At 71.1% G+C, this 23168-nt stretch carries 20 protein-coding genes; 5 read left to right on the top strand and 15 right to left on the bottom strand.

Annotation, left to right across the window (positions count from 1 at the left end):
• Window positions 1–35 precede the first annotated feature (35 nt).
• The 5 genes from pheS to infC all read right to left on the bottom strand — a co-directional run bounded on the left by pheS (window position 36) and on the right by infC (window position 3462).
• Window positions 36–1103 (bottom strand): phenylalanine--tRNA ligase subunit alpha, encoded by a 1068-nt coding sequence (gene pheS / locus ACVGV2_RS11220; RefSeq protein ID WP_459162312.1) that lies wholly within the window; start codon window positions 1101–1103, stop codon window positions 36–38.
• Window positions 1104–1247: 144 nt separating this feature from the next.
• Window positions 1248–2096, bottom strand: a complete 849-nt coding sequence (locus tag ACVGV2_RS11225; RefSeq protein WP_459165962.1) for a TrmH family RNA methyltransferase — start codon at window positions 2094–2096, stop codon at window positions 1248–1250.
• On the bottom strand, window positions 2093–2461 hold the full coding sequence (gene rplT, locus ACVGV2_RS11230; RefSeq protein ID WP_459162313.1) for a 50S ribosomal protein L20: 369 nt from the start codon (window positions 2459–2461) through the stop codon (window positions 2093–2095). Before rplT ends, ACVGV2_RS11225 begins: the two co-directional genes overlap by 4 nt.
• Before the next feature lie 150 nt (window positions 2462–2611).
• The gene (gene rpmI / locus ACVGV2_RS11235; RefSeq protein WP_459162314.1) at window positions 2612–2806 is read right to left on the bottom strand and encodes a 50S ribosomal protein L35; all 195 of its coding nucleotides are present in this window, start codon (window positions 2804–2806) and stop codon (window positions 2612–2614) included.
• 116 nt (window positions 2807–2922) lie between these two features.
• On the bottom strand, window positions 2923–3462 hold the full coding sequence (gene infC / locus ACVGV2_RS11240) for a translation initiation factor IF-3 (RefSeq protein ID WP_459165963.1): 540 nt from the start codon (window positions 3460–3462) through the stop codon (window positions 2923–2925).
• 298 nt (window positions 3463–3760) lie between these two features.
• Between infC and ACVGV2_RS11245 the strand changes: the two genes are divergently transcribed.
• The gene (locus ACVGV2_RS11245; protein WP_459165964.1) at window positions 3761–4126 is read left to right on the top strand and encodes a DUF1844 domain-containing protein; all 366 of its coding nucleotides are present in this window, start codon (window positions 3761–3763) and stop codon (window positions 4124–4126) included.
• A gap of 47 nt (window positions 4127–4173) precedes the next feature.
• Here the strand turns inward: ACVGV2_RS11245 and ACVGV2_RS11250 are convergent, their stop codons facing one another.
• The 4 genes from ACVGV2_RS11250 to ACVGV2_RS11265 are packed head-to-tail and all read right to left on the bottom strand — an operon-like array spanning window position 4174 to window position 8166.
• Entirely contained in the window at window positions 4174–5022 is an 849-nt protein-coding gene (locus tag ACVGV2_RS11250) for an ABC transporter permease (RefSeq protein ID WP_459162315.1), read from the bottom strand.
• On the bottom strand, window positions 5019–5960 hold the full coding sequence (locus tag ACVGV2_RS11255; protein ID WP_459162316.1) for an ABC transporter permease: 942 nt from the start codon (window positions 5958–5960) through the stop codon (window positions 5019–5021). Before ACVGV2_RS11255 ends, ACVGV2_RS11250 begins: the two co-directional genes overlap by 4 nt.
• Before the next feature lie 11 nt (window positions 5961–5971).
• Window positions 5972–6652, bottom strand: a complete 681-nt coding sequence (locus ACVGV2_RS11260) for a class I SAM-dependent methyltransferase (RefSeq protein ID WP_459162317.1) — start codon at window positions 6650–6652, stop codon at window positions 5972–5974.
• Window positions 6649–8166 carry an ABC transporter substrate-binding protein gene (locus tag ACVGV2_RS11265; RefSeq protein WP_459162318.1) on the bottom strand — a complete coding sequence of 506 codons (1518 nt, stop codon included), beginning with the start codon at window positions 8164–8166 and terminating at the stop codon, window positions 6649–6651. Before ACVGV2_RS11265 ends, ACVGV2_RS11260 begins: the two co-directional genes overlap by 4 nt.
• A 680-nt stretch (window positions 8167–8846) precedes the next feature.
• On the opposite strand from ACVGV2_RS11265, the gene ACVGV2_RS11270 reads away from it, so the two are divergent.
• Window positions 8847–9467 carry a hypothetical protein gene (locus ACVGV2_RS11270; protein ID WP_459162319.1) on the top strand — a complete coding sequence of 207 codons (621 nt, stop codon included), beginning with the start codon at window positions 8847–8849 and terminating at the stop codon, window positions 9465–9467.
• Between the two features lie 59 nt (window positions 9468–9526).
• On the opposite strand, the gene ACVGV2_RS11275 is transcribed toward ACVGV2_RS11270, so the two are convergent.
• Together ACVGV2_RS11275 and uvrA are read right to left on the bottom strand one after the other, a co-directional pair.
• On the bottom strand, window positions 9527–10990 hold the full coding sequence (locus ACVGV2_RS11275; RefSeq protein ID WP_459162320.1) for an alanine/glycine:cation symporter family protein: 1464 nt from the start codon (window positions 10988–10990) through the stop codon (window positions 9527–9529).
• A gap of 457 nt (window positions 10991–11447) precedes the next feature.
• On the bottom strand, window positions 11448–14303 hold the full coding sequence (gene uvrA / locus ACVGV2_RS11280) for an excinuclease ABC subunit UvrA (protein ID WP_459162321.1): 2856 nt from the start codon (window positions 14301–14303) through the stop codon (window positions 11448–11450).
• A 401-nt stretch (window positions 14304–14704) separates the two neighbouring features.
• Between uvrA and ACVGV2_RS11285 the strand changes: the two genes are divergently transcribed.
• Complete coding sequence (locus ACVGV2_RS11285; protein WP_459162322.1) at window positions 14705–15382, top strand: MBL fold metallo-hydrolase; 678 nt, start codon at window positions 14705–14707, stop codon at window positions 15380–15382.
• A 186-nt stretch (window positions 15383–15568) separates the two neighbouring features.
• Window positions 15569–16027 (top strand): L,D-transpeptidase, encoded by a 459-nt coding sequence (locus ACVGV2_RS11290; protein ID WP_459162323.1) that lies wholly within the window; start codon window positions 15569–15571, stop codon window positions 16025–16027.
• A gap of 81 nt (window positions 16028–16108) precedes the next feature.
• Here ACVGV2_RS11290 and ACVGV2_RS11295 read toward each other — a convergent pair whose 3' ends face one another.
• From ACVGV2_RS11295 to ACVGV2_RS11305, 3 genes are all read right to left on the bottom strand, one after another.
• Window positions 16109–17542 carry an aldehyde dehydrogenase family protein gene (locus ACVGV2_RS11295; RefSeq protein WP_459162324.1) on the bottom strand — a complete coding sequence of 478 codons (1434 nt, stop codon included), beginning with the start codon at window positions 17540–17542 and terminating at the stop codon, window positions 16109–16111.
• Window positions 17543–17680: 138 nt separating this feature from the next.
• A complete protein-coding gene (speB, locus tag ACVGV2_RS11300) occupies window positions 17681–18622 on the bottom strand; it encodes an agmatinase (RefSeq protein WP_459162325.1) in 942 nt (313 codons plus the stop codon).
• Window positions 18623–18875: 253 nt separating this feature from the next.
• Window positions 18876–20327: a PucR family transcriptional regulator gene (locus ACVGV2_RS11305; protein ID WP_459162326.1), complete on the bottom strand. Its 1452-nt coding sequence runs from the start codon at window positions 20325–20327 to the stop codon at window positions 18876–18878.
• A 146-nt stretch (window positions 20328–20473) separates the two neighbouring features.
• Between ACVGV2_RS11305 and gabT the strand changes: the two genes are divergently transcribed.
• Window positions 20474–21802 (top strand): 4-aminobutyrate--2-oxoglutarate transaminase, encoded by a 1329-nt coding sequence (gabT, locus tag ACVGV2_RS11310; RefSeq protein WP_459162327.1) that lies wholly within the window; start codon window positions 20474–20476, stop codon window positions 21800–21802.
• Between the two features lie 39 nt (window positions 21803–21841).
• Here gabT and ACVGV2_RS11315 read toward each other — a convergent pair whose 3' ends face one another.
• On the bottom strand, window positions 21842–23089 hold the full coding sequence (locus ACVGV2_RS11315) for an MFS transporter (protein WP_459162328.1): 1248 nt from the start codon (window positions 23087–23089) through the stop codon (window positions 21842–21844).
• Window positions 23090–23168: the final 79 nt, after the last annotated feature.

Genomic DNA, 23168 nt, shown 5'->3' on the forward strand with positions numbered 1-23168 from the left:
CCCTTCTGTCGTCGATGGGGTCGTTTCAGGGATGTTCAGGATTCGATCCCGAACGGCAGGGTGAACCGCACGTCGCCTTCCACCATGTCCCGCATGTCGGGGATCCCGTTGCGGAACTGGAGCGTGCGTTCCAACCCCATGCCGAAGGCGAAGCCGGTGTGGACCTCCGGATCGATGCCGCAGGCGCGCAGCACGTTCGGGTTGACCATGCCGCAGCCGCCCCACTCGACCCAGCCGGCGCCGCCGCGCTTCTCCGGGAACCAGACGTCCATCTCCGCGGACGGTTCGGTGAACGGGAAGAACGAGGGCCGCAGGCGGGTGCTCGCGTCCGCGCCGAACATGCCCCGGGCGAACGCGTCCAACGTGCCCTTCAGGTGGGCCATCGTCAGCCCCTTGTCCACCGCGAGGCCTTCGACCTGGTGGAACACCGGGGTGTGCGTGGAGTCGAGCTCGTCGGTGCGGAACGTGCGGCCCGGGCAGACCACGTAGACCGGCAGCTCGCGCTGCAGCAGGGCCCGCACCTGCGCGGGCGAGGTGTGCGTCCGCAGCACCCGTCCCGAGCCCTCGGGGGAGACGTAGAACGTGTCCTGCATCGTGCGGGACGGGTGGTCCTTGCCGAAGTTGAGCGCGTCGAAGTTGAACCACTCGTTCTCCAGCTCAGGGCCTTCGGTGACCTCCCACCCCATGCCGAGGAAGGTGTCCTCGACGCGTTCGATCAGCTGCGTGATCGGGTGCCGCGCACCGGAGGGGACGCGTTCGACCGGCAGCGTCACGTCGACCGCTTCCTCCGCCAGGACGCGTTCGTCGCGCTCGGCCCGCAGGACCGCCTGCCGTTCGTCGAAAGCGGTCTGGATGCGCTCGCGCGCGTCGTTGACCCGCTTGCCCGCTTCGGCGCGTTCCTCCTTCGACAGCGCGCCGATGGCGCGCCGCGCGGTCAGCAGCGGCGACCGCTCCCCGAGGTGGGCGGGTTTGACCCCGGCCAGCGCATCGAGGTCGGTGGCGCCGGCGAAGTCCTCCGCCGCACGTGCCACCGCGTTCTCCAAGGTCTCCGGGGACAACGCGGCGCCCCCCGCGGTGTCGTCCTGCTCATTGGCTGCGGACATCGTTCGTGCGTAACTCCCGTTGCTCCGGTTCGGCGCGCCGGTCGGCGCGCGACGTCGCCACCCCTGTAACCCTTCGAGTCTAAGCGACCGGAGGAAGCGGATTCCGCGGTGATCCCGCGTGCCCCTCCGCACCGCATCCGGGCATCACCGGTCACGCCGCAGGGCTCGCGCCGAGGTGTACAGGCACACGGCCGTGGCCGTGGCGAGGTTGAGGCTTTCCGCCCGGCCGTACAGCGGCACGCGGCGCAGCGCGTCCAGCTCGGCGGACACCGCTGCGGGCAGGCCGTGGGCCTCGCCGCCGAGCACCCACGCCGTGGGGACGTGCCACTCCCCCCGTTCGGCGGCGCTGTCCACATCCACCTCGGCAGCCCCGTCGGCACCGACCAGGCGCAGTCCCGCCTGCCGGCACTGCGCCAGCACCGCCGCGGTGTCGCGCTCCCGCCCGATCGGCAGGTGGAACAGACTGCCGGTCGAGGCGCGCACGGCTTTGCCGTTGTAGGGGTCGACGCACTCGCCGGCGAACAGCACCGCATCGGCACCCACGGCATCGGCCACGCGGACCACCGTGCCGGCGTTGCCCGGGTCGGCGATGTCCACGAGCACCGCCACGAGGGTGGGCTCGCCGGCCAGCGCCGCGGCGACCCCGCCGGCGGGGAGCGCGCACACCGCCGCGACGCCCTGCGGCGTGACGGTTTCCGAGAGGTGTTCCGCAGCGCGCTCGGTGATCTCCCGCACGGGAATGCCGAGCGCGCGAGCAGCCGCGGCCTCCTCCTCGTGCCGCGGGTCGGCGGTGCGGAACAGCTCACGCATCCGCAGCTCACCGGAATCGTGCGCAGCCAGGGCTTCCCGGACCGCCTGAGCCCCCTCGGCGAGAAAAGCGCCGGCCTTGTTCCGGCCGGCGCGACGCGTGAGCTTCGCGGCGGAGACGACCCGGGACGAGCGCTGGGTCAGCGCCGCCCCGGGCCGGGCCGCGGAAGCGCCCGAGTCGATCAGGACGTCCCTTCCGGCAGGCTCTCCCGCGCAACTGTGACCAGCTGGGAGAACGCCTGCGGGTCGTACACCGCGAGCTCGGAGAGCATCTTGCGGTCGACCTCGACGTCGGCGGCCTTCAGCCCCTGCACGAACCGGTTGTAGCTCATGCCGTGCTGCCGGGTGGCGGCGTTGATGCGGGTGATCCACAACTTGCGGAACTCACCCTTGCGGGCCCGCCGGTCCCGGTAGTTGTACTGCTTGGAGTGGAGCATCTGCTCCTTTGCCTTGCGGTACAGGCGGGAACGCTGCCCGCGGTACCCCTTGGCCGACTCCAGCGTGCTGCGGCGCTTCTTCTTGGCGTTGACCGCCCTCTTGACGCGTGCCACGAGTTCGTCCTGTCAGTCTCATCAGGGGCGTGCTCCCGGCGTGCCCGCGGGCACCCGGGTAACCGCCCGAGCGGTTGCTGGATTTGCGTACAAGGGCGCCGAGTGCGCCGACGCGCGCTGGACGCTCGACGCCGCGGCGCAGCGGGGCTCTCAGCTCCGCAGCAGGCGCTTGACGCGCTTGACGTCGTTCTTGGCCACCGACTCGGTGCCTTCCAGTCGACGCTTCACCCGGTTGGACTTCTTCTCCAGGATGTGGCGCCGGCCTGCCTGCTCGCGGCGCAGCTTGCCCTTGCCCGTCACGCGGAAGCGCTTGGAAGCGCCGCTGTGCGACTTCTGCTTCGGCATCGTCGTCCTCGTTTCGTACTGACGCCGGGCCGGAACGAACCGCCGTTCCGACCCGGCTCGTTGGGTACGAGTCTTGCCTCGGCTCCGCATCCGCGGTGCACCGCCGGTGCACCCGCTCAGGAAGCGTTCGCCTTGGTCTTCGACTTGTTGTTCTTGTGCGGCGCGAGGACCATGATCATATTCCGACCGTCCTGCTTGGGATTGGCTTCGATGAAGCCCTTGTCGGAGACGTCCTCGGCCAGTCGCTGCAGCAGGCGGAACCCCAGCTCCGGACGCGACTGCTCACGACCGCGGAACATGATCGTCACCTTGACCTTGTGACCCTGGCCGAGGAAGCGGGACACGTGCCCCTTCTTCACCTCGTAGTCGTGCGGGTCGATCTTCGGTCGGAGCTTCTGCTCCTTGATGACGGTCTGCTGCTGGTTACGGCGCGATTCGCGAGCCTTCTGCGCGCTCTCGTACTTGTACTTGCCGTAGTCCATGAGCTTGCAGACCGGCGGGCGCGCCTGCGGGGCGACCTCGACAAGGTCCAGATCCGCTTCCTGGGCAAGCCGCATAGCGTCCTCGATGCGAACGATTCCGACCTGCTCACCGTTCGGTCCGACCAAGCGGACCTCGGCCACGCGGATGCGATCATTGATGCGCGTCTCGGGGATGGGGCCTCCTCGGTTCGATGATTGGTGTTTACTGCTGCACCGTGGCTGTCGAGCTCGCCCCGGAAGGCCTCGCCGAACCCGCCGCAACGGCAGGCACGGGCGCAGTCTTCCACCGATCGAACCGCGTACGCGACACCGTTCGAACCGCCGACGGAACACCGCCGGCAGGACCGGAACCCGGAGGCCTCTGAGCCGGCCACCACGGGTGGGAGCGAACTCCGCTTTCGCCGCCCCCGGAACGCGGGGGCTGGTAGCACGTGACAGGCTAGCAGGCGTGACCGAGAGCCAACCAACCCCCGTGGATCCGATCGGTTCCTCGGGCCACGATGCCGACTCCCAGGACAACGTCCGCGCGCTCACAGATGTTCCCAGCATCGAAGTGATCAGCCGTGCCGCTGTGATGCTCATGTCCTCGGCGGCCGAGAAACTCGGCCTCGCCGACGACGATCCGGACGCCTCCCCCGAGCGCGACCTCGACGAGGCCCGCCGCCTCATCACCGCGTTGGCCGGGCTGGTCATGTCCTCGGTCGAATACCTCGGACCGCACGCCGGAGCGCTGCGCGACGGCCTGCAGACCCTGCAACGCGCCTTCCGCGAGGCCTCGACCGTCCCCGACGCGCCCGGACAGGGTCCGGGCGAGAAGTACACCGGCCCGGTCCACTGACCCGGCGGAACCGGTTGCGGTTCCGCTCCGGCGATGTCCGCCCGCGATCAGTCCGCGGTTTCCGCGGTTTCCGCGCGGGCGGGTCGCCGTCCCAGCGCGCGTACCGCCCTGCGCAGGCCCGCGGCGGCGGCAGCCCCGTCGCGACCGGCGAGACTCGCCAGCAGGACCTGCGCGAGCACCAGCGCCACCACCGGCACCAGCAACAGCCACGGCGCGCTGGCCAGGTGGTCCACCGATTCCGCGAGCATCGACCCCCACTCGGGGGAGGGCGGTGGCGGTCCGAGCCCGATGAATCCCAGCGCGGCCACCGTGTTGACCAGCGCCGGCAGCCGCAGCACCGCCAGCTCGGCACTGGCCGGAACCACCCGCGGCAGGATCGAGCGCCACCAGATCCGCCCCGTGCTCGCACCGACGGCGCGGTGCGCCGTGACCCACGGTTCACTGCGCAGCGCGGCCGTCAGCGCATCGGTGTGCCGGGCGAACGGCAACCAGGCCACGCCGATGAGCGCCAGCAGCAGCGTCACCCGGCTCGGCCCTGCGACGAGGCTGGCGACCAGGGCCACGAGCAGCGGCGGCAGCGCGACGACGACGTCGACGACCGCGCGCACCACGCGTGCGCCCCGCCCGGACGACCACCCCGTGGCGCAGCCGACGAGCACGCCCACCGCGGCGGAGACGACCAGCGCCGCGACCGCCGTGCCCAGCGTCGCCGGAGCGCCGTGCGCCAGCCGGGCCAGCACGTCGCGGCCCAGTTCGTCCGTGCCGAGCGGGAACCGCGCGTTCGGCGGCTGCAGCACCGAACCCAGCCGCGTCCGCCACGGATCGCGCAGCATGCCGGCGACGAAGCAGACCGCGAGCACCGCGGCCAACCCCGCCTGCCCGATCCAGCGCTTCATGCGTCCGCCTCCCGGGAACGGGGGTCCACCAGCAGGCGCAGCCCGTCGGCCAGCGCCCCCACGGCCAATGCGATCGCGGCGGCCACGAGCAGCCCGCCTTGGACCACGGGGACGTCCTGCGCCTGCACGGCGTCGACGAGCGTCCAGCCGAGCCCGGGAATGTCGAAGACGACTTCGATGGCCGCGGTGCCGGCGATCATGCCCGCCGCGTTGTAGGTCGACACCGACAGGGCTCCGGGCAGTGCGGGGCGCGCCAAGTGCAGCAGGCGCACCCGCCACTCGCCCACCCCGCGGGAGCGCGCGGCGGTGAGGAAGGTGGCTCCGCGCAGCTGCCGGGCGTGCTCCCGCGTCGTCGCCGCCACCGGCGCGGCCAGCGACGGCACGAGCGAGAGCACCGGCAGGAGCATGGAGGCGGGCCCGCTCCAGCCCGAACTGGGCAGCAGGTGCCAGGTGACCGCGAACAGGGCGACGAGCAGCGGAGCGAGCGCGAACTCCGGCACCGCGGCCGCCATCCGGCTACCGGTCCGGACCAGCCGGTCGACCACCGACCCCGGGCGGTAGCCGGCGAGCAGACCGGCGAGCGCCCCGCCGAGCAGCGAGACCGCCAGCGCGGCGGACATGAGGCTCAGCGAGACCGGCAGCGCCCTCGCGAGGATTCCCGCCACGGGCGTGCCGGAGATCCAGGACACGCCGAGGTCGCCGGTGAACAGCCCGCCGAGGCGTTCGGTCACCCGCACCGGCAACGGCCGGTCGAGGCCGAGCTGGGCGTGCAGCGCGGCGAGCACCTGCGGATCGGGGTCCGCTGCGGAGTAGCGCTGCGCCAGCACGGCGCGCGCCGAATCCACCCCGGTCAACTCCGGCAGCAGCATGGCGACCACGGCAACGGCGGCCAGCACGACCGGTGCTACCGCGAGCCGCGTGAGCGCTGCGCTGCGCACCCCGCCACCCGTCACGGCTGCGGGGCGCGTGCGCTCAGCAGGAAGAATCCCGGCGCACTCGGGTACGGCGCGGTGTCGAACAGGCCCGTGTGGTCGCAGACGCCGCCGAAACCGGCCTGCGCGGCGAGCTCGGCGCAGGTGGAGAAGTCCAGTCCGTCGCCGAGCGGGAGCCCGTCGCGCTGCGGGGCGTAGCTGGCCGCGAACCGTTCCTGCACGCTCGGGTCGTTCGCGTCCGCCCAGCCCCAGAGCGCGTCCGTGACCAGCAGCAATCCGCCCGGGCGGAGCTGGGCCCGCCAGGATCGCAGCGTCCGCGCGGGTTCCGGCAGCGTCCACAGCACGTTGCGGGTGACCACGACGTCGAACGGGCCGGCCGGCGGCCCGTCGGCGCTGCCGAGCAGCCAGGTCGCGGCCACGCCCTCGACCGCGGCGTTCTCCCGGGCGACGGCGAGCATGCCGGGTGAGGCGTCCTGGCCGGTCACCCGGTGCCCCTCCGCGGCGAGCAGCCGCGCGAGGAAGCCCGTGCCGCATCCGCTGTCCAGCACTCGGGCGCGCGGTCCCACGGCGTCGGCGACGAGCGGGGCGATCCGCTCCCGCCACACCGGACGGGCGGGGTTCTGCCCCGGCTGCTGGTCGTAGCCGTTCCTGGCCCGCACGTCCCAGTAGCCCACGATCGTTTCGACAACAGCGGTCATCGGACGGAGACCTCCTCGGTGAGCAGTTCCTGTTCCAGTGGATCGGCGGGGATGCCGTGAACCCCGGCGCGGTGGGCGATCTGGGCCTGTTCGTGGAACAGCGGGATGCCGACTTGCTGCTCGGCGAGCAGCGCGTCGGCGCGTCGGAACAGGTCGGCGCGCTGCGCGGGACCGGCCACCTCGCGCAGCCGGTCGTTGATCCGCTCCATCCGCGGGTCGCAGAAGTGGTCCAGGTTCAGCGACCCGTCGCAGCTGAAGTCGCTGTGCAGGTAGCTGCTCGCGTCCGGCATGTCGACGAGGTAGTTGCGGGAGTACACCACTCCGTCGAGCTCGCCGGAGAGCATCCGCTCTTCGAGTTCGGTGGAGGGGGCCTGCACGATGCGCACGTCGAAGCCGGCCTTCTCCAGCTGGTCGGCGGCCGCCGTGGTCGCCGCGGGCAGATCGGGCCGCTCGGGGTAGGTGCCGATCGTGACCGAGGGGTGCTGCTGCCCGGCCTCGGCCAGCAACCGGCGCGCCTGCTGCTGGTCCGATCCGGAAGGCCGTGCTGGGCTGCTCCAGGGCACGGCGGGACCGAAGTAGCGCGCGGCGGGCTCCCCGCGTCCGCGCAGCACCCCCTGCACGATCGCCGGGCGGTCGAGCGCGCTGGCCGCCGCGCGGCGCACGCGCTCGTCGGCGAAGGGGCCGTTTTCGGTGTTGGTGTGCAGCGCGCTGGTGCGCGGCAGCTCCACGGTGGATTCGCGCAGCTCGGGATCGGAGGAGACTTCTTCGGCCTGCGAGACCGGGAGCTTGTCGATGAGGTCGAACTCGCCGCTGCGCAGACCGTTCAACCGGGCCGAGGGGTCTTCCACGAAGCGGACCCGAGCGCGGTCGAGCTCGGCCTTCTTGCCGCGGTAGTCGTCGAATCGGCGCAGATCCAACGACTTCCTCCCGTCCACACCGGTGATCTCGAAGGGTCCGGTGCCCGCGCCGGCGTGGATGTCGACTCCGCCGTCGCCGCGCAAGGCCGCGGGGGCGAGGATCGCCGAGTTCGCGCTGCCCAGGCGCAGCGGCAGGATCGGGTCCGGCACCTCGGTGCGCACGACGAGGGTGCGCGGACCGGCTGCTTCCGCACCGCTGACGATTCCGCGCATCGTCCGCGGCGGAGTGCTCGCGTGCGCGACGTTGTTCAGCGACCGCGCTGCGGCCTGCGCGGTGAACGGTTCACCGGAGTGGAAGCGCACTCCCTCGGCGAGCGTGAAGCGCCATTCCCGTTCGTCGTTGCGCTGCCAGGACGTGGCCAAGTTCGGGTGCACGCGGCCCTGCAGGTCGACGTCGGTGAGCGGTTCGGTCACCCCCAGCTGCATGAGCAGGATCGCGTCGTCCGAGGCCGGGGACCACCCGGACCGCGGTGGAATGCCGATGGCCGCGTGCAGCGCGTTGTCCTCGCTGCTGGCGCCCGTGAACCCGCAGCTGGCCAGCAGGACCGCGATGAGCGCCAGCGCCGGCAGCCCGAGCCAACGTCGCAGGCAATGCAACTGCCACCTCCTTGCAACAACCGACCGGGGAATTCTGGCACAGCACGTGCGGTGTGCGGGAACGAACGCGTGCGTGATCACAGCGGGCGGTGGTGGACGTCGTTCGACGAGACCGATGTGCGCGTGCTCGGCGGGGAGTGCGTCGGCTACTCCGCGGGTGAGCACGTGTTCACCGACGAGCACTCCGAGAAACCGGACCTGGTCGCGGATCTCGCGCGGGCCCAGCGCAGCGTCTTCGCCACCAACGCGGGGGTGAACGAACGGGCGGCGAACACCGACGTGCCCACCTACACCGTGGTCTACCTCGGCATCTTCACCGCCGCCGGCATGGGCGGCAGCTGGAGCAACACCCGGAGCGCCATCCACCGCCTCGGCCGCGCGGGGCTGCCGATGATCGGGACGACCACCTCAGCGGAAACGCTCGCGCAGAGCAGCGAGCTGTTCCACCAGATCCCGCCGGGGAACCAGCGCGAGGCCGAGGTCCTCGCGCACTACATCAGCAGGAAGCCGGACGTGCCGGAACACGTCCAGATCTACCACAGCGCCGCCGACGCGGATCCGTCCAACCTGGACCTCTACAGCTCGGCAACTCACCCAGGCTTGAGGACCTCGCGGTCAAGACGAAGCAGGCGCTCGAGCGCCGCGGCATCCGCGCCACGCTCGTCGACGAGACGCCCGCAGTGCAGAGCAACATCGACTGCGAGGGTGCGCTGTTCTACGCCGACCGGTCGGCGGGGCTCGACCACTTCCCGTACTCGGTGCAGAACGCGTGCACGGCGGACTCGTTCCCGCACCTGCTCGCCAGCGACGACACCTCGAAGTACGTCCTCGGCGAGGAGTTGTCGAAGTACCGCGAGATCACGCTCGACTACGTGTCGTTCGTCGGGCCGCCGACGCCCAACGGTGCCGACGGGCCACGGGTGGACTCCGCGGAGCAGCGGGCCTACCTCGCCTACGACGCGGTCTACCTCGTCCACCACGCGGTGAACACCGTCCTGGCCGGCCAGAACCCCGGTCGCAACGGCACGGGCGGCGCCCCCACCGAACCCATCGGCCCGGCGACGATGTGGCGCGGCCTGGCGGAAGTGGACCTGAACAACGCGCTCTACGGCAGCAGCGGCGATCTCGCCCACTGGCAGCCGAGCGGTTCCGGCGGCGAGCACCGGCAGATCCCGGTGGACGGGATCCTCGCCATTCGCCGCATCACCGCGCAGGAGCACGGCACCGCGCAGCCGCAGGACCGCCTCGTGTGCCGACTGGTCGGCGGCGATCCCGATTGCCCGAACACCCGGGAGCAGTGATCGCGGCGCACCCGACGAACCCGCGGGACCCGCGGTGCGCAGGCCCGCGGGGCGGTGCGTCAGCGTGCGCCCGTGCGCTCGACCGCGTCGGAGGCGGCGCTCGCCTCCGGCTCCCACACCTGGATGCCGGTGACACCGGGCAGGCGGTCGCGGGTGAACACCGGATCGATCCCCTGCTTGCGCTGCTGCACGTAGTCGTCGAGCAGCTTGAACAGGATCCCGCTCAACGGGGCGAGCGCGGCGAGGTTGACCAGTGCCATCACGCCCATCGAAGTGTCGATGAGGCTCCAGACGAGCTCGGCCGAGCCGATGCCGCCGAGGAAGACCGCGAGCATCACCAGCACCCGGAATCCCGTCAGCACGTGCTTGCTCCGGGTCAGGAAGCCCACGTTGGCCTCGCCGTAGTAGTAGTTGCCGAGGACCGTGGTGAACGCCACGAGGAACAGGAGCACCGTCAGCAGGTGCACCGACCAGCCGCCCAGCGCGGTCTGCAAGCTGGCCTGGGTCATCGCGGCGCCGCTGTGGTCGCCGTAGGTCGGGTTGCCGAGCAGGATGATCATGGCGGTGACCGAGCAGACCAGCAGCGTGTCGATGTAGACGCCGAGGCTCTGCACCAACCCCTGCTTGACCGGATGGCTCACCGACGCCGACGCGCCCGCGTTCGGCGCGGAACCGAGACCTGCCTCGTTGGAGAACATGCCGCGCCGCACGCCCTCGACGAGCGCCGCGCCGAGGCCGCCGGCCACGAATTCGCGGAAACCGAAGGCACTGGCGAAGATCTGCTCGAACACGCCCGGGATGCGTTCGGCGTTGAGCGCCACGATGACCAGTCCGAGCAGGATGTAGAACAGCGCCATGAACGGCACGAGCAGCTGCGCCACGTGCGCGATGCGCCGCACACCACCGAAGATCACCAGCCCCACGAGCGCGGCCAGCAGCACCGCCAGCGCCGGGCCCAACCAGCCGAGATCCAGGCCGATGTCGGTGAAGGACGTCCGCGTCGCCTCGATGATCGTGTTGCTCTGCACGGCGTTGTTGATGAGACCGAAGGTGATGGTGATGACCACCGCGAACAGCGCGGCCATCCAGCGCGAACGCAGTCCGTGCATGATGTAGTACGCGGGGCCGCCGCGGTATCCCGTGCTGACGCGCTCCTTGTACAACTGGGCCAGTGTGGACTCGGCGAAACTCGCGGCCCCGACCAGCATGCCCATCAACCACATCCAGAACACCGCACCGGGCCCGCCGAGAGCGATCGCCGTGGCCACACCCGCGATGTTGCCCGTGCCGATTCGCGCGGCCGCCGAGATGGCGAAGGCCTGGAACGAGGAAACCGCCTTTTTGCCGTCCTCGGCCGTTTCGGCCCGGCCGAACATGGAACGGACCATCTCGGGAATCATCCGGAACTGCACGCCGCGGGAACGCACCGTGAAGTACAGGCTCATCAGCGTCAGAACCGGAATGATGAGGTAGAGCCAGAAGGCGTCGTTGAACGCCGTGATCGCCCCTTGGAGCGTGTCCACCGAAAATCTCCTCCCTGCCGCGGACGTGGCGCTCGTGGCGCCCCCGCGAGTCGGGCGTCAAGCACCGCGGGGTCCCCGCGGCGGTTCGACAACAGCCGTTCGGCCCGCGTCGGCCGGGAGCGCGAGGATGTGCGGCGACCGGCGGCCGAATTGGCTCACCACCGTAACCTCTCGCGGCGGTGATTCGAAGAGCGATTCGGAAATTTCCGCGACGCAGCGGCGTTCACGGCGGGCATCGACGTGCCTGTTTCCCCAGCGCGCGGGCCGCGACCGCCGCAGCCGCACCGAGCACGAGAACGCCTGCGGCACTGGAAGGCCCGCACCGGGCACAGTGGAACAGGACGGGCACGCTGCGTTGCTCCCTGTCGTGCAGCGCACGCGCGCACACGCACTGTGCTCGCTCGCGCGCGGGGTCGGGGTTTCGGCCGGGAACGATCCCCGGCCGGCTGTTCCGCTCCTACCCGACGACCGGACGCAGGAACCGACCGGTGTGGCTCTCCTCCACCTCGGCCACGTCCTCCGGGGTGCCTTCGGCGACGAGGCTGCCGCCGGCCGCACCGCCTTCCGGGCCGAGGTCGATGATCCAGTCGGTGGTTTTGAGGATGTCGAGGTTGTGCTCGATGACGACGACCGTGTTGCCCTTATCGACGAGGCCGTGCACGACCCCGAGCAGCTTGCGGATGTCCTCGAAGTGCAGGCCGGTGGTCGGCTCGTCCAGGACGTACACGGTCTGCCCGGTCGACCGCTTCTGCAGCTCGCTGGCGAGCTTGACCCGCTGGGCCTCACCGCCGGAGAGGGTGGGTGCGGGCTGCCCGAGCCGCACGTATCCCAGTCCCACGTCCACGAGGGTCTGCAGGTGCCGGTGCACGGCGGTGATCGGTTCGAAGAACTCCGCGGCCTCTTCGATCGGCATGTCCAGCACTTCGGCGATGGACTTGCCCTTGTAGTGCACTTCGAGGGTCTCCCGGTTATACCGGGCGCCCTTGCACACCTCGCAGGGCACGAACACGTCGGGCAGGAAGTTCATCTCGATCTTGAGGGTGCCTTCGCCCGCGCAGGCCTCGCACCGGCCGCCCTTGACGTTGAAGGAGAACCGGCCCGGCTGGTAGCCGCGGACCTTGGCTTCCGTGGTCGCGGCGAACAACTTCCGGATGCGGTCGAACACGCCGGTGTAGGTGGCCGGGTTGGACCGCGGCGTGCGCCCGATCGGCGACTGATCCACCTGCACCAGCTTGTCCACGTGCTCCAGGCCCTTGATCCGCGTGTGCCGACCGGGGACCTGGCGGGCCCCGTTGAGCTTGTTGGCCAGCGCCGAGGCCAGCACATCATTGACCAATGTGGACTTGCCCGAACCGGAGACGCCGGTCACACCGATGAACGCACCCAGGGGGAAGGAGACGTCGAGCTTGCGGAGGTTGTTCTCGCGCGCACCCACCACGGTGAGCTGCTTCTTCCTGTCCCGCGGCCGGCGCAGCTCGGGGACGGGGATCTGCTTGCGCCGCGTCAGGTAGTCGGCCGTCAACGAGCCCTCCTTGTCCAGGAGCTCCTTGACCGGGCCGCTGTGCACCACCTGACCACCGTGCTCGCCCGCGCCGGGGCCGATGTCGACGACCCAGTCAGCGCTGCGGACGGTGTCCTCGTCGTGCTCGACGACGATGAGCGTGTTGCCCAGATCCCGCAGCCGGGACAGGGTTTCGAGCAGGCGGTGGTTGTCCCGCTGGTGCAGCCCGATCGACGGTTCGTCGAGCACGTAGAGCACCCCGACCAGTCCCGAACCGATCTGCGTGGCCAACCGGATGCGCTGGGCCTCACCTCCGGAGAGCGTGCCCGCGGCGCGATCCAGGGTCAGGTAGTCCAGGCCGACGTCGAGCAGGAAGCCCAGCCGCGCCTGCATCTCCTTGAGCACCCGGCCGGCGATCATCTGCTCGCGCTCGCCGAGCACCAGCGCGCGCAGGAACCGGGAGCATTCCTGCACGCTCAGGTTGGCCACCTGCGCGATCGACAGCTGCCCGTACTCGGCGCCCTGCAGCGTCACCGCGAGGATTTCGGGCTTGAGCCGCGCACCGTCGCAGGCGGGGCAGGGCACGTCGCGCATGTACCCTTCCCACTTCTCCCGCGCGTAGTCCGATTCGGTCTGCTCGAGGCGCCGTTCCAGGAACGGGATCACGCCTTCGAACGTGGCGTAGTACGAGCGCGTGCGGCCGTAGCGGTTGCGGTAGCGCACGTGCACCTGGTCGTTGCTGCCGTGCAGCACCGCCTTCTTGGCCTTCGTGGGCAGCTGCCGCCACGGCGCGTCCATCCGGAAGCCGATCGCTTCCGAGAGCCCCTTGAGCAGCCGCGTGAAGTACTCGGCGGGCGGTCCGCTGGCCCACGGCGCGACCGCGCCCTCCTCCAGGGAGAGGTCCTCGTCGGGCACGACCAGCTCGGGATCCACTTCCTTGCGGAAACCGAGGCCGGCGCAGTCCGGGCACGCGCCGTACGGCGAGTTGAAGGAGAACGAGCGGGGTTCCAGCTCGTCCACCCCGAGCTCGTGCCCGTTCGGGCAGGCGAGGCTCTCGGAGAACCGGCGTTCGCGCGCCGCGTCCCCCTCGGCGACGTCGACGAACTCGAGCACGACCAGGCCGTCGGCCAGGCGCAGCGCGGTCTCGACCGAGTCGGTCATGCGCTGCTTCGCACCGGCCTTGACGGTGAGCCGGTCGACGACCACCGCGATGTCGTGCTTCTCCTGCTTTTTCAGCTTCGGCGGTTCCTCGAGCGGGTAGATCTGCCCGTCGACGCGCACGCGCGCGTAACCGCCGGTGCGGAGCTGCTCGAACAGGTCGACGTACTCGCCCTTGCGCCCCCGCACGACCGGTGCCAGCACCTGGAAGCGAGTGCGCTCCGGCATGTCGAGCACCTGGTCGACGATCTGCTGCGGCGTCTGCTTGCTGATCACCTCGCCGCAGGTGGGGCAGTGCGGCTTGCCGGCGCGGGCGAAGAGCAGGCGCAGGTAGTCGTAGACCTCCGTGATCGTGCCCACGGTCGACCGGGGATTGTGGCTGGTCGACTTCTGGTCGATCGACACGGCCGGCGACAGCCCCTCGATGAACTCCACGTCGGGCTTGTCCATCTGCCCGAGGAACTGCCGCGCGTAGGCGGACAGCGATTCGACGTAGCGGCGCTGCCCCTCGGCGAAGATCGTGTCGAACGCCAGGCTGGACTTTCCGGACCCGGACAGCCCGGTGAACACGATCAGGCTGTCCCGGGGAAGATCGACATCGACCCCGCGCAGGTTGTGCTCCCGAGCGCCGCGGACAACAAGGCGGTCAGCCACTGTGATCCTTTCGCCGAAATCCTGTCGTTGGCGGGCCGTGGACGCACCACCACCGGCCGCCTCCCAGCGGTCTGCCGGTCCCGCAGGCCCGCAGGCGACCGGGCAGCCCTCGTCATCTGCGCGGACCATGCTAGGGGCCGCCCCCGACAGGCCCCGCTGTCGGCCCGCGGTGAGCGCAGCGCCGGGAGCCGCCCCGAACCGGACCGCACGACCGCGGCTGCATCGGCACGGGCCGCACCCGGTGGAACGGGCGGGCGTGGTGACCGGCGTGCGTGCCACGCCCGAGGATACGCCTCCGCGCAGCAGCGCCGGCACGAACCGTGGTGCGACCCGCACGCAGCGCCGCGCCCGCCGGGTGCTGCGGGTGTGAAACGCGCCGCACGGCCGGATAGGCTCCGGGCGTGCAGGTTCGAGAGGATTACGACGGACATGTCGAGCCGGGCGGAGCTCCGGCGCGACGCGAACTCGCCGGCCTGAGCATCACCAAGATCTCGGTCGGTCCGATGGACAACAACGCCTATCTGCTGGTGTGCCGCAACACCGGCGACGCCCTGCTGATCGACGCGGCGAACGACTCGGAGCGGCTGGTCGACCTGCTCGGCCACGACGACGAGCGCCCGCGCCTGCGCACGATCGCCACCACGCACCAGCACGGTGACCACTGGCAGGCCCTGCCCTCGGTCTCCGGGCAGACGGGCTCGTACACGGCGGCCCACCCGGACGACGCCGGGGGACTGCCGGTGCCGCCGGACCACCTGGTCGAGCACGGCGACGCGCTCGGCGTCGGCGACTGCCAGCTGGAGATCATCCACCTGCGCGGGCACACACCGGGCTCGATCGCGCTGCTGTACCGGGACCCGAGCGGGCACCCGCACCTGTTCACCGGCGATTCGCTGTTCCCGGGCGGGGTCGGCAAGACCACCTCGCAGGAGGATTTCGAATCGCTGCTCAGCGATGTGCAGGACCGCGTCTTCGCGGTTCTGCCGGATGAGACGTGGTTCTACCCGGGCCACGGCGACGACTCCACCCTCGGGGCGGAGCGCCCCAAGCTGCCCGAGTGGCGCGAACGGGGCTGGTGAGGTCCAGGCTCGCGCGTGCGGCACTCGCTTCCCCGCGCCGGGAGCCGGTCCCCCGCCTCGGGAGACCGGTTCCCCGCAGAAGTGCGCGGGCGGCGCAACTCCTCCCCGCGCTCATGCGTCACCCGAACGTGTCACCCTCGCAGTGTCGGAGACACACGACAGCATGACGCGCGAGGAAGTGAGTCGATGAGGATCAAGAAGAGCTCTGCCCTCGGGTTAGCCGCACTCGTCGCGGGTGGCCTGTTCAGCGGGGCCGCGGCCGCGCAGGCCACCGGCGGCAGCCCGAGCCCGTGCGACCCCTCCGCGCGAGCCTGCGTGGACCTGGCCACGCAGCAGGCGTGGCTGCAGCAGGACGGCGGCACCACCTACGGCCCCGTGCCGCTGACCGCCGGCAAGCCCGGTGCGGAGACCCCGCCCGGCACGTTCCAGGTGCAGTGGAAGGACGCCGACCACCACAGCAGCGAATTCGACGCACCGATGCCGAACGCGGTGTTCTTCACCAACACCGGCATCGCGTTCCACGAGGGCAGTCTGCAGGAGCAGTCGAACGGCTGCATCCACCTGTCCAGCACCGCCTCCGAGCGGTTCTTCGGCAGTCTGCAGCCCGGCGACGAGGTCCAGGTCCTCCCGCAGGACCGCGTCTGAGCAACCGCTGCCCCCGGCGGTGTACGTTTCTCGAGAAAAGTCGCGGACTTTTCTCGAGAAACGTGCACACCCCAGGACGTGTCACGGAGTGGCGCCGGTGAACACCGTCACCCGCTCCTCGGTGAGGTCGAGCATGGCCGCGTGCACGCCTTCGCGCCCGGTCCCCGACTCCTTGACCCCGCCATAGGGCATCTGGTCGGCGCGGAAACTCGGCACGTCACCCACGATCACCCCACCGACCTCCAGCTCCGCTGAAGCGCGGAAGGCCAGGTTCAGATCGTTGGTGAACAATCCGGCCTGCAACCCGTACCTCGAGTCGTTGACCCGCTCGAAGGCCTCGTCCGGCGAGTCCACCGGGTTGACCACGAGCACCGGGCCGAAGACCTCCTCGCGGGAAACGCGGGCGTCCTCGGGCACGTCGACGAGCACCGTCGGCGCGCAGGTCGCCCCGGTGCGCTCGCCCCCGGTGACCACGCGCGCCCCGGAATCGACCGCTTCGCGCACCCACCGCTCGACCTGCGCGGCCGCGTCCTCGGTGATCAGCGGCCCCACCCGGGTCGCCTCGTCGACCGGATCACCCGTGCCGAGCCGCTCGACCCGGTCGACGATCCGGGACAGCAGCTCGTCGTGCACGGACCGCTCGGCGTAGACGCGCTGCACGCCGATGCAGGACTGCCCCGCCTGGTACATCGCGAAGGTGGCGATGCGGTCGGCGGCGTGCTCGAGATCGGAGCAGTCGGCCGCAACGACCGCGGCCGCGTTGCCGCCGAGCTCCAGCGTGACGTGCTTGCGCGGGACCGCGTCCCGGATGGACCAGCCGACCGGTCCGGAACCGGTGAACGACACGACCGGCAGCCGCGGGTCGGCGACGAGTTCGGACGCTTTGGCGTCGGTGGTGGTCAGCACCGACCACGCACCGGCGGGCAGCTCGGTCTCCGCGAGGACCTCGCCGAGCAGCAGCGCGGACAGCGGCGTCTTCGGCGCCGGTTTCAGCACCATCGGTGCGCCGACGGCCAGTGCGGGGGCGAGCTTGTGCGCCACGAGGTTCAGCGGGAAGTTGAACGGCGCGATGCCCAGCACCGGGCCGCGCGGCACCCGCCGCACCCAGGCCACGCGGCCGTTGGCCGAAGCGTCGGTGTCCAACCGCTGCACCTCACCCGACCAGCGGCGGGCTTCTTCGGCGGCCCAGCGGAAGGTCGACGCGGCACGTCCCACCTCCACGCGGGACCACGCGATCGGTTTGCCGTTCTCCGCGGTGATCAGCTGCGCGAACTCCTCGGCCCGCTGCACGATCCGGCTGTGCACGTGCTCCAGCGCGGACGCGCGGACGTGCGCCGGAAGCGTGGCGAACTCGTGCCGCACCGCGTCCGCCGCGGCCACCGCCTCGTCCACGTGGGCATCGCCGGCGTAGCAGACCCTGGCCACGAGCGAGCCGTCGTAGGGGTGGCGCACCTCGAACGAGTCGTCCGTGCTCACCCGCTGTCCGGCGGCCCAGCATCCGGTGACCGATGACATCGTCTTCCTCCCTGTCCATCCGTCCTGGCTTCCGCCCCGTCTTCCGTCCTGTCGCGCGGAGCCGTGCTGACGGTATGCGCTCACCGCGGCATCTCGGCATCACCGATTCGGACAGCGCGCTCGGTGCGATTGGCCAGATCAGTGACCCCCGGGCAGGATGCTCAGCATGTCGTAGATGACGTGCGCGGCGGCGATTCCGGTGATCTCGGCGTGGTCGTAGGCCGGGGCCACTTCCACCAGGTCCGCCCCCACGACATCCAAATCGGACAGTCCGCGCAGGATTTCCAGCAGTTCCCGGCTGGACAGTCCGCCGGCCTCGGGAGTTCCCGTGCCGGGCGCGAAAGCGGGATCGAGCACGTCGATGTCGATCGACAGGTAGACCGGCCGGGCGCCGAGCCGGGTGCGGATCCGGTCGATGATCGTGTCCACCGGGGTGCGGGCGAACTCGCGGCAGTGCACCGCGGCGAACCCGAGGCGTTCGCTCTCGTCGAGATCCAGCTTGGAGTACAGCGGTCCGCGCAGACCGACGTGCATCGAGTGCTCGAAGTCGATCAGGCCCTCTTCGGCGGCCCGGCGGAACGGGGTCCCGTGCGTGTAGGGCGCGCCGAAGTAGGTGTCCCAGGTGTCGAGGTGGGCGTCGAAGTGCAGCACCGCGGCCGGGCCGTGCCGTTCGTGCTGCACGCGCAGCAGCGGCAGCGCGATCGTGTGGTCCCCGCCGATGGTGACGAGGGTGCGCCGCGTGCCGGACAGCTCCCGAGCTGTGGATTCGATCGTGCCGATGGCCTCGGTGATGTCGAACGGGTTCACCCCGATGTCGCCGGCGTCGGCGACCTGGCGCCGAGCGAACGGTTCGTCACCGGTGGCCGGGTTGTACGGCCGCAGCAGCCGGGAGCTCTGCCGCACGTGGTTGGGGCCGAAGCGGGCCCCGGGGCGGTAGCTGACACCGGTGTCGAACGGCACGCCCCACAGCAGCAGGTCGGCATCGGACACCTCCCCGAACCAGGGCAGCCGGGCGAACGTCGTGTCGCCCCCGTAGCGCGGGATGCGCGTGGAATCGACCGGTCCGATCGGATCGTTCATGTGCTCCTCCACCTCGTTGTCCGGCAGGCCGACGCGCCGAGTGGCGCTTCGTCATCGTGCGGTGCGTCATGCCCGGGAAACCATGCACGGATCGGCCGGAAAGCGCGGTCGCTGTTGGCGGATCGCACAACACGGCAGTCCCGGTGCGGCACGCGCCTCCGATCGTGCGGTCAACTGCGCCGCAGGGCGCGCTACGTCGAAGGCGAGCCCGGGGTCGTCGAGCAGATCTGCGACGAGCACCACGCGTCCCGCCTCAGCGGTCCGGGCGGTCGAGGATCTGGAGGGCGAACCAGAGCTCGGCACGCACACCGGGCTGGTCCAGATCGCGGTCGAGCAGTCGGCCCGCCTTCCGCACCCGGTTGCGCAGGGTGTGCCGGTGCACGCCGAGCCGGCTCGCCGCCGGGTCCCACTGCCCGTGCTGGCGCAGCCACGCGTGCAGCGCGGTCAGCAGCGCGTCGTCCCCGCGCAGCGGCCCGAGCAGCGACTCGGCGAACCCCCGCGCCGCGGCGGCGGGCAGCAGGTCGAGCACGCCGCTTCCGGACAGCTCGCCGAAGTGCACCGGTCTGCCTTCGCCGGCCGCGCGGTGGGCGTGTTCGGCCTGGCGCAACCCCTCCGGGAGAGTCGTGTAGTCGCAGAGGTCCGACGCACCGACGGCGCCGTCGGGCTGTTCGGCCAGCCAGTCGAGCGCGGGGCCCGCGGCGACGAGGCCGGTGACGGTGCTGCCGCGGATGGCGAGGAAACCCGCGTCCGCGGGCCGTTCGGCCTGCCACCGGGCGAGGAGATCCGCCGACCGGGGGCCGCTGAGCACCACCACGTGGAACGGTTCGCCGGGCAGCTGCTCGCCCAGGCGGGCCAGCACCTCCGCCACCGGCTGGCCGCGCAGCAGCAGGTCCAGGCTCGCCGAGCACAGCCGGGCGCGGGTCTCGTCGTACACGGCGGCCTGCTCGACCGCGAGCGTCAGCAGCGAAGCCGCCGAGTTGATCACGTGCTGGTCGGTCGTGCTGAACGGGTGAGCCCGCCCGACCGCCAGGTAGCCGCGGCCTTGCCGCCCGAGCACCTGCATGTTCACCTCGTCACCGCCGAGGTGCAGGCCCGCGGCGGCCGGTCCCTGCTTGCGGCGCAGGCCGGCCACCGCGTCGTGCAGGTGCTCCGCGCGGGCGTGCGCGGTGCTCGGCGCGGCGTGCACGGGCCGGGCGCGCTCGTCGAGCAGCAGCACCCAGGCGTCGAGCAGCTCGGCGAGCGTGCGCACCAGCGCCGCCCGCCCGTGCCGCCGGCCCGCGGCGTGCGCGAGTTCCTGCTGGGCCTGGCTGGTCCAGCGCAGGCCGGCGTACTCGGCGGCGGCGACCGCCCGGGAAACGGCTTTGCTGATGGCGATGAAGGGCGTGCGGTGCGGCACTTCGACCAGGGGCAACCCGCTGCGGGCGGCCGCGTCGACGAGTCCGCCGGGGATGGTGCGGTGGATGATGCCGACGCCGAAGCCGAGCGCGGCGATGCCCGCTTCGACGAGGCGCTCGACGAAACCGGCGGGGTCCTCCAGCCGCATGCCCGTGGTCAACAGCAGCTCCCCGCCCTCCAGGAACGGGGTGGGATCGGGCAGTTCGCTGGTGTGCACCCAGGTCACCGCGGTGTCCAGGGCCGGTGCCCCGGTGCGGATCGTGAGCCCCAGCGCGGGGTCCGCGATGAGGTCCCGCAGCGTCGACGACATGCGCTCCCCTGCCACTCTGGCGATGATTACTGCCGAAAATAACCACGTCGGAACCTGTCGTTCACGGCCGCCGGGGGTGACGCTGGGCGAACCGGGTGAAGGGCGAACCAGACGACAGGGCTAACCAGGCGACAAGGAGAGTTGCAGTGACGAGCGCGAAGTCCCAGGCACGCGAGCTGCGCACCGAGGTCCCCGGACCGCGGTCCCGCGAGCTGCAGCAGCGCCGGTCGGCCGCGGTCGCCGGCGGCGTGTCCAGCATCCTGCCGGTCTACGTCGAGGACGCGGCGGAAGGGCTGCTGCACGACGTCGACGGCAACACGCTCATCGACCTCGGTTCCGGAATCGCGGTCACCAACGTGGGCAGTTCGGCGCCCGAGGTGGTCGAGTCGGTGCAGCAGCAGGCGGCGGCGTTCACGCACACCTGCTTCATGGTGACCCCGTACGAGAACTACGTGCGGGTCTGCGAGGAGCTCGCCGAGGTCACGCCCGGTGACCACGAGAAGCGCAGCGCGCTGTTCAACTCCGGCGCCGAGGCGGTGGAGAACGCCGTCAAGGTCGCCCGGCAGGCGACGGGTCGCAACGCCGTCGTCGCGTTCGACCACGCCTACCACGGGCGCACCAACCTCACCATGGCGCTGACCTCGAAGTCCGTGCCGTACAAGCACGGGTTCGGCCCGTTCGCCCCCGAGGTGCACCGGGTGCCGATGTCGTACCCCGCGCGGGACGGCCGCGATGGGGCGGAGCTCGCCGCCGAATGCCTCGACCGCATCAACACGCAGGTCGCCGCCGACGAAGTGGCGGCGGTGCTCATCGAACCCATCCAGGGCGAAGGCGGTTTCATCGAACCCGCACCCGGGTTCCTGCCCGCGATCGCGCAGTGGTGCCGCGACAACGGCGTGCTGTTCATCGCCGACGAGATCCAGACCGGGTTCTGCCGCACCGGTTCCTGGTTCGCCTGCGAGCACGAGGACCTCGTGCCCGACCTGATCACCACGGCCAAGGGCATCGCGGGCGGAATGCCGCTGGCCGCGGTCACCGGCCGCGCCGAGGTCATGAACGCCTCCCCCGCCAGCAGCCTCGGCGGTACCTACGGCGGCAACCCGGTTGCCTGCGCGGGTGCGCTCGGCGCGATCGAGGTCATGCGGCAGCGGGATCTGGCCGGTGCCGCGCGGTCGATCGGCGAGACCGCCGGTGCGCGGCTGCGCTCGCTGGCCGCGGACACCGACGCGGTCCTCGACGTGCGCGGTCGCGGAGCCATGATCGGTGTCGAGTTCGTCCGGCCGGGCACGACGCAGCCGAATCCCGAGCTGACCAAGCGCATCGCCGCCACGTGCCACGAGCAGGGCGTCGTGGTGCTCACCTGCGGCACCTACGGCAACGTCATCCGGCTGCTGCCACCGCTGGTCATCTCCGAGGAACTGCTGACCGAAGGCCTGGACGTGCTGGAGAAAGCCGTTCGCGAGCACACCGCCTGAGGCCGCTGGGCGTGGAGGCGGACCGGCCGCCTCCACCTCCTACTGCCCCACCGTCCGTTGCGGTTCGGTCGCCTGTGACGGCGGTTCGCCGACCGGCTCGCGCACGAGCAACGCGTAGCTCAACGCGCCGAGCACGGCCACCGCGCTGGCCGCCAGCAACGCGATCACGAACGAGCCGGTGCGGTCGACGAGCACACCGGTCACGACGGGGGCGAACGCACCACCGAAGTAACCCCCGAAGTTCTGCAGACTGCCCAGGGAGGCGACGACGCGCTGTTCGGCGGCCACGCTCGCCATCGCCCACCCGCCACCGCTGGCCACGTTGAGGAAGAACTGCGCCCCGGTGATCGCGGTCAACGCCAGGCCGGTGCTCGGCACGAGTGCCACCGGGACGGTGCACAGGCCGCCGAGCAGCAGCCCGCCGATCACGGGGATCTTGCGCGCGGTCATCGACGACACCCCGCGGCGCGTGAGGACGTCGCCGAGCGTCCCGCTCAGCAACGATCCGACGGCACCCACCAGGTACGGGAGGATCAGCGCCAGTCCGGTGCTCGCGAGGCTCAGCCCCCGCTCACCGGCGAGATAGGCGGGCAACCAGGTCAGGTACAAGTAGATCGAGTACACGACACCGGAGAAACCCAGCACCATGCCCCAGGTGCTGCGGTAGCGCAGCAACCGCAGCCACTCGCGCAGCGAGACCGGCTGGTGCTGCTCATCGGCGGCCTCGGCCGGTCGATCGCGGTAGGCGCCGAACCAGACCACCGCTAGCACGATGCCGGCTGCGCCTGCGACGAGGAACATGACGCGCCAGCCGAACGCGAGCATCAACCACGTCAGCAGCGGCGGAGCCAGGGCGGGTCCGAGCGAGGACGCCGCGTTGAGCAGACCGATCGGTGCGCCGCGGGCGTGCTGCGGGAACCACGTGGCAACGACCTTCGCGTTGGCCGGGAACGTGGGCGCTTCGCCGGCTCCGACGAGGAAGCGGGAGACCAGCAGGTGCTTGGCGTTGCCGGCCAGACCGCCGAGCGCCTGGGCCAGGGACCACAGCAGAAGTCCACCGCCCAGCACTTTCCACGGCCCCCACCGGTCCAACATGCCTCCGGCGGGCAACTGGGCGAACGCGTACGCCCAGGAGAACACGCCGAGCAGCAGGCCCATGGTGCTGGCGCTGACGCCGAGGTCGTGCTGGACGGGTTGGTTGGCGATGGCCAGGGTGCTGCGGTCGACGTAGTTGATGATGCCGATCAACAACAGCAGCACCATCATGGTGGTCCGCGTGGCGCGCAAGCTCCTCGGAAACACCCTTGTCCCTCCCCGTGCGGCGGCGCCGTGCCCGCGGGGAGGCTAGGACCGGTGGCCGCGGAGA

It is taken from the genome of Bounagaea algeriensis, from assembly GCF_054491375.1.

Bases quoted from the DNA above. Each gene is read 5' to 3' on its own strand.
- ACVGV2_RS11305 (WP_459162326.1), bottom strand. From the start codon at position 20,327: ATGTCGTCGACGCTGCGGGACCTCATCGCGGACCCCGCGCTGGGGCTC.
- ACVGV2_RS11295 (WP_459162324.1), bottom strand. From the start codon at position 17,542: ATGTCATCGGTCACCGGATGCTGGGCCGCCGGACAGCGGGTGAGCACG.
- ACVGV2_RS11290 (WP_459162323.1), top strand. From the start codon at position 15,569: ATGAGGATCAAGAAGAGCTCTGCCCTCGGGTTAGCCGCACTCGTCGCG.
- pheS (WP_459162312.1), bottom strand. From the start codon at position 1,103: ATGTCCGCAGCCAATGAGCAGGACGACACCGCGGGGGGCGCCGCGTTG.
- ACVGV2_RS11250 (WP_459162315.1), bottom strand. From the start codon at position 5,022: ATGAAGCGCTGGATCGGGCAGGCGGGGTTGGCCGCGGTGCTCGCGGTC.
- rpmI (WP_459162314.1), bottom strand. From the start codon at position 2,806: ATGCCGAAGCAGAAGTCGCACAGCGGCGCTTCCAAGCGCTTCCGCGTG.
- speB (WP_459162325.1), bottom strand. From the start codon at position 18,622: ATGAACGATCCGATCGGACCGGTCGATTCCACGCGCATCCCGCGCTAC.
- ACVGV2_RS11260 (WP_459162317.1), bottom strand. From the start codon at position 6,652: ATGACCGCTGTTGTCGAAACGATCGTGGGCTACTGGGACGTGCGGGCC.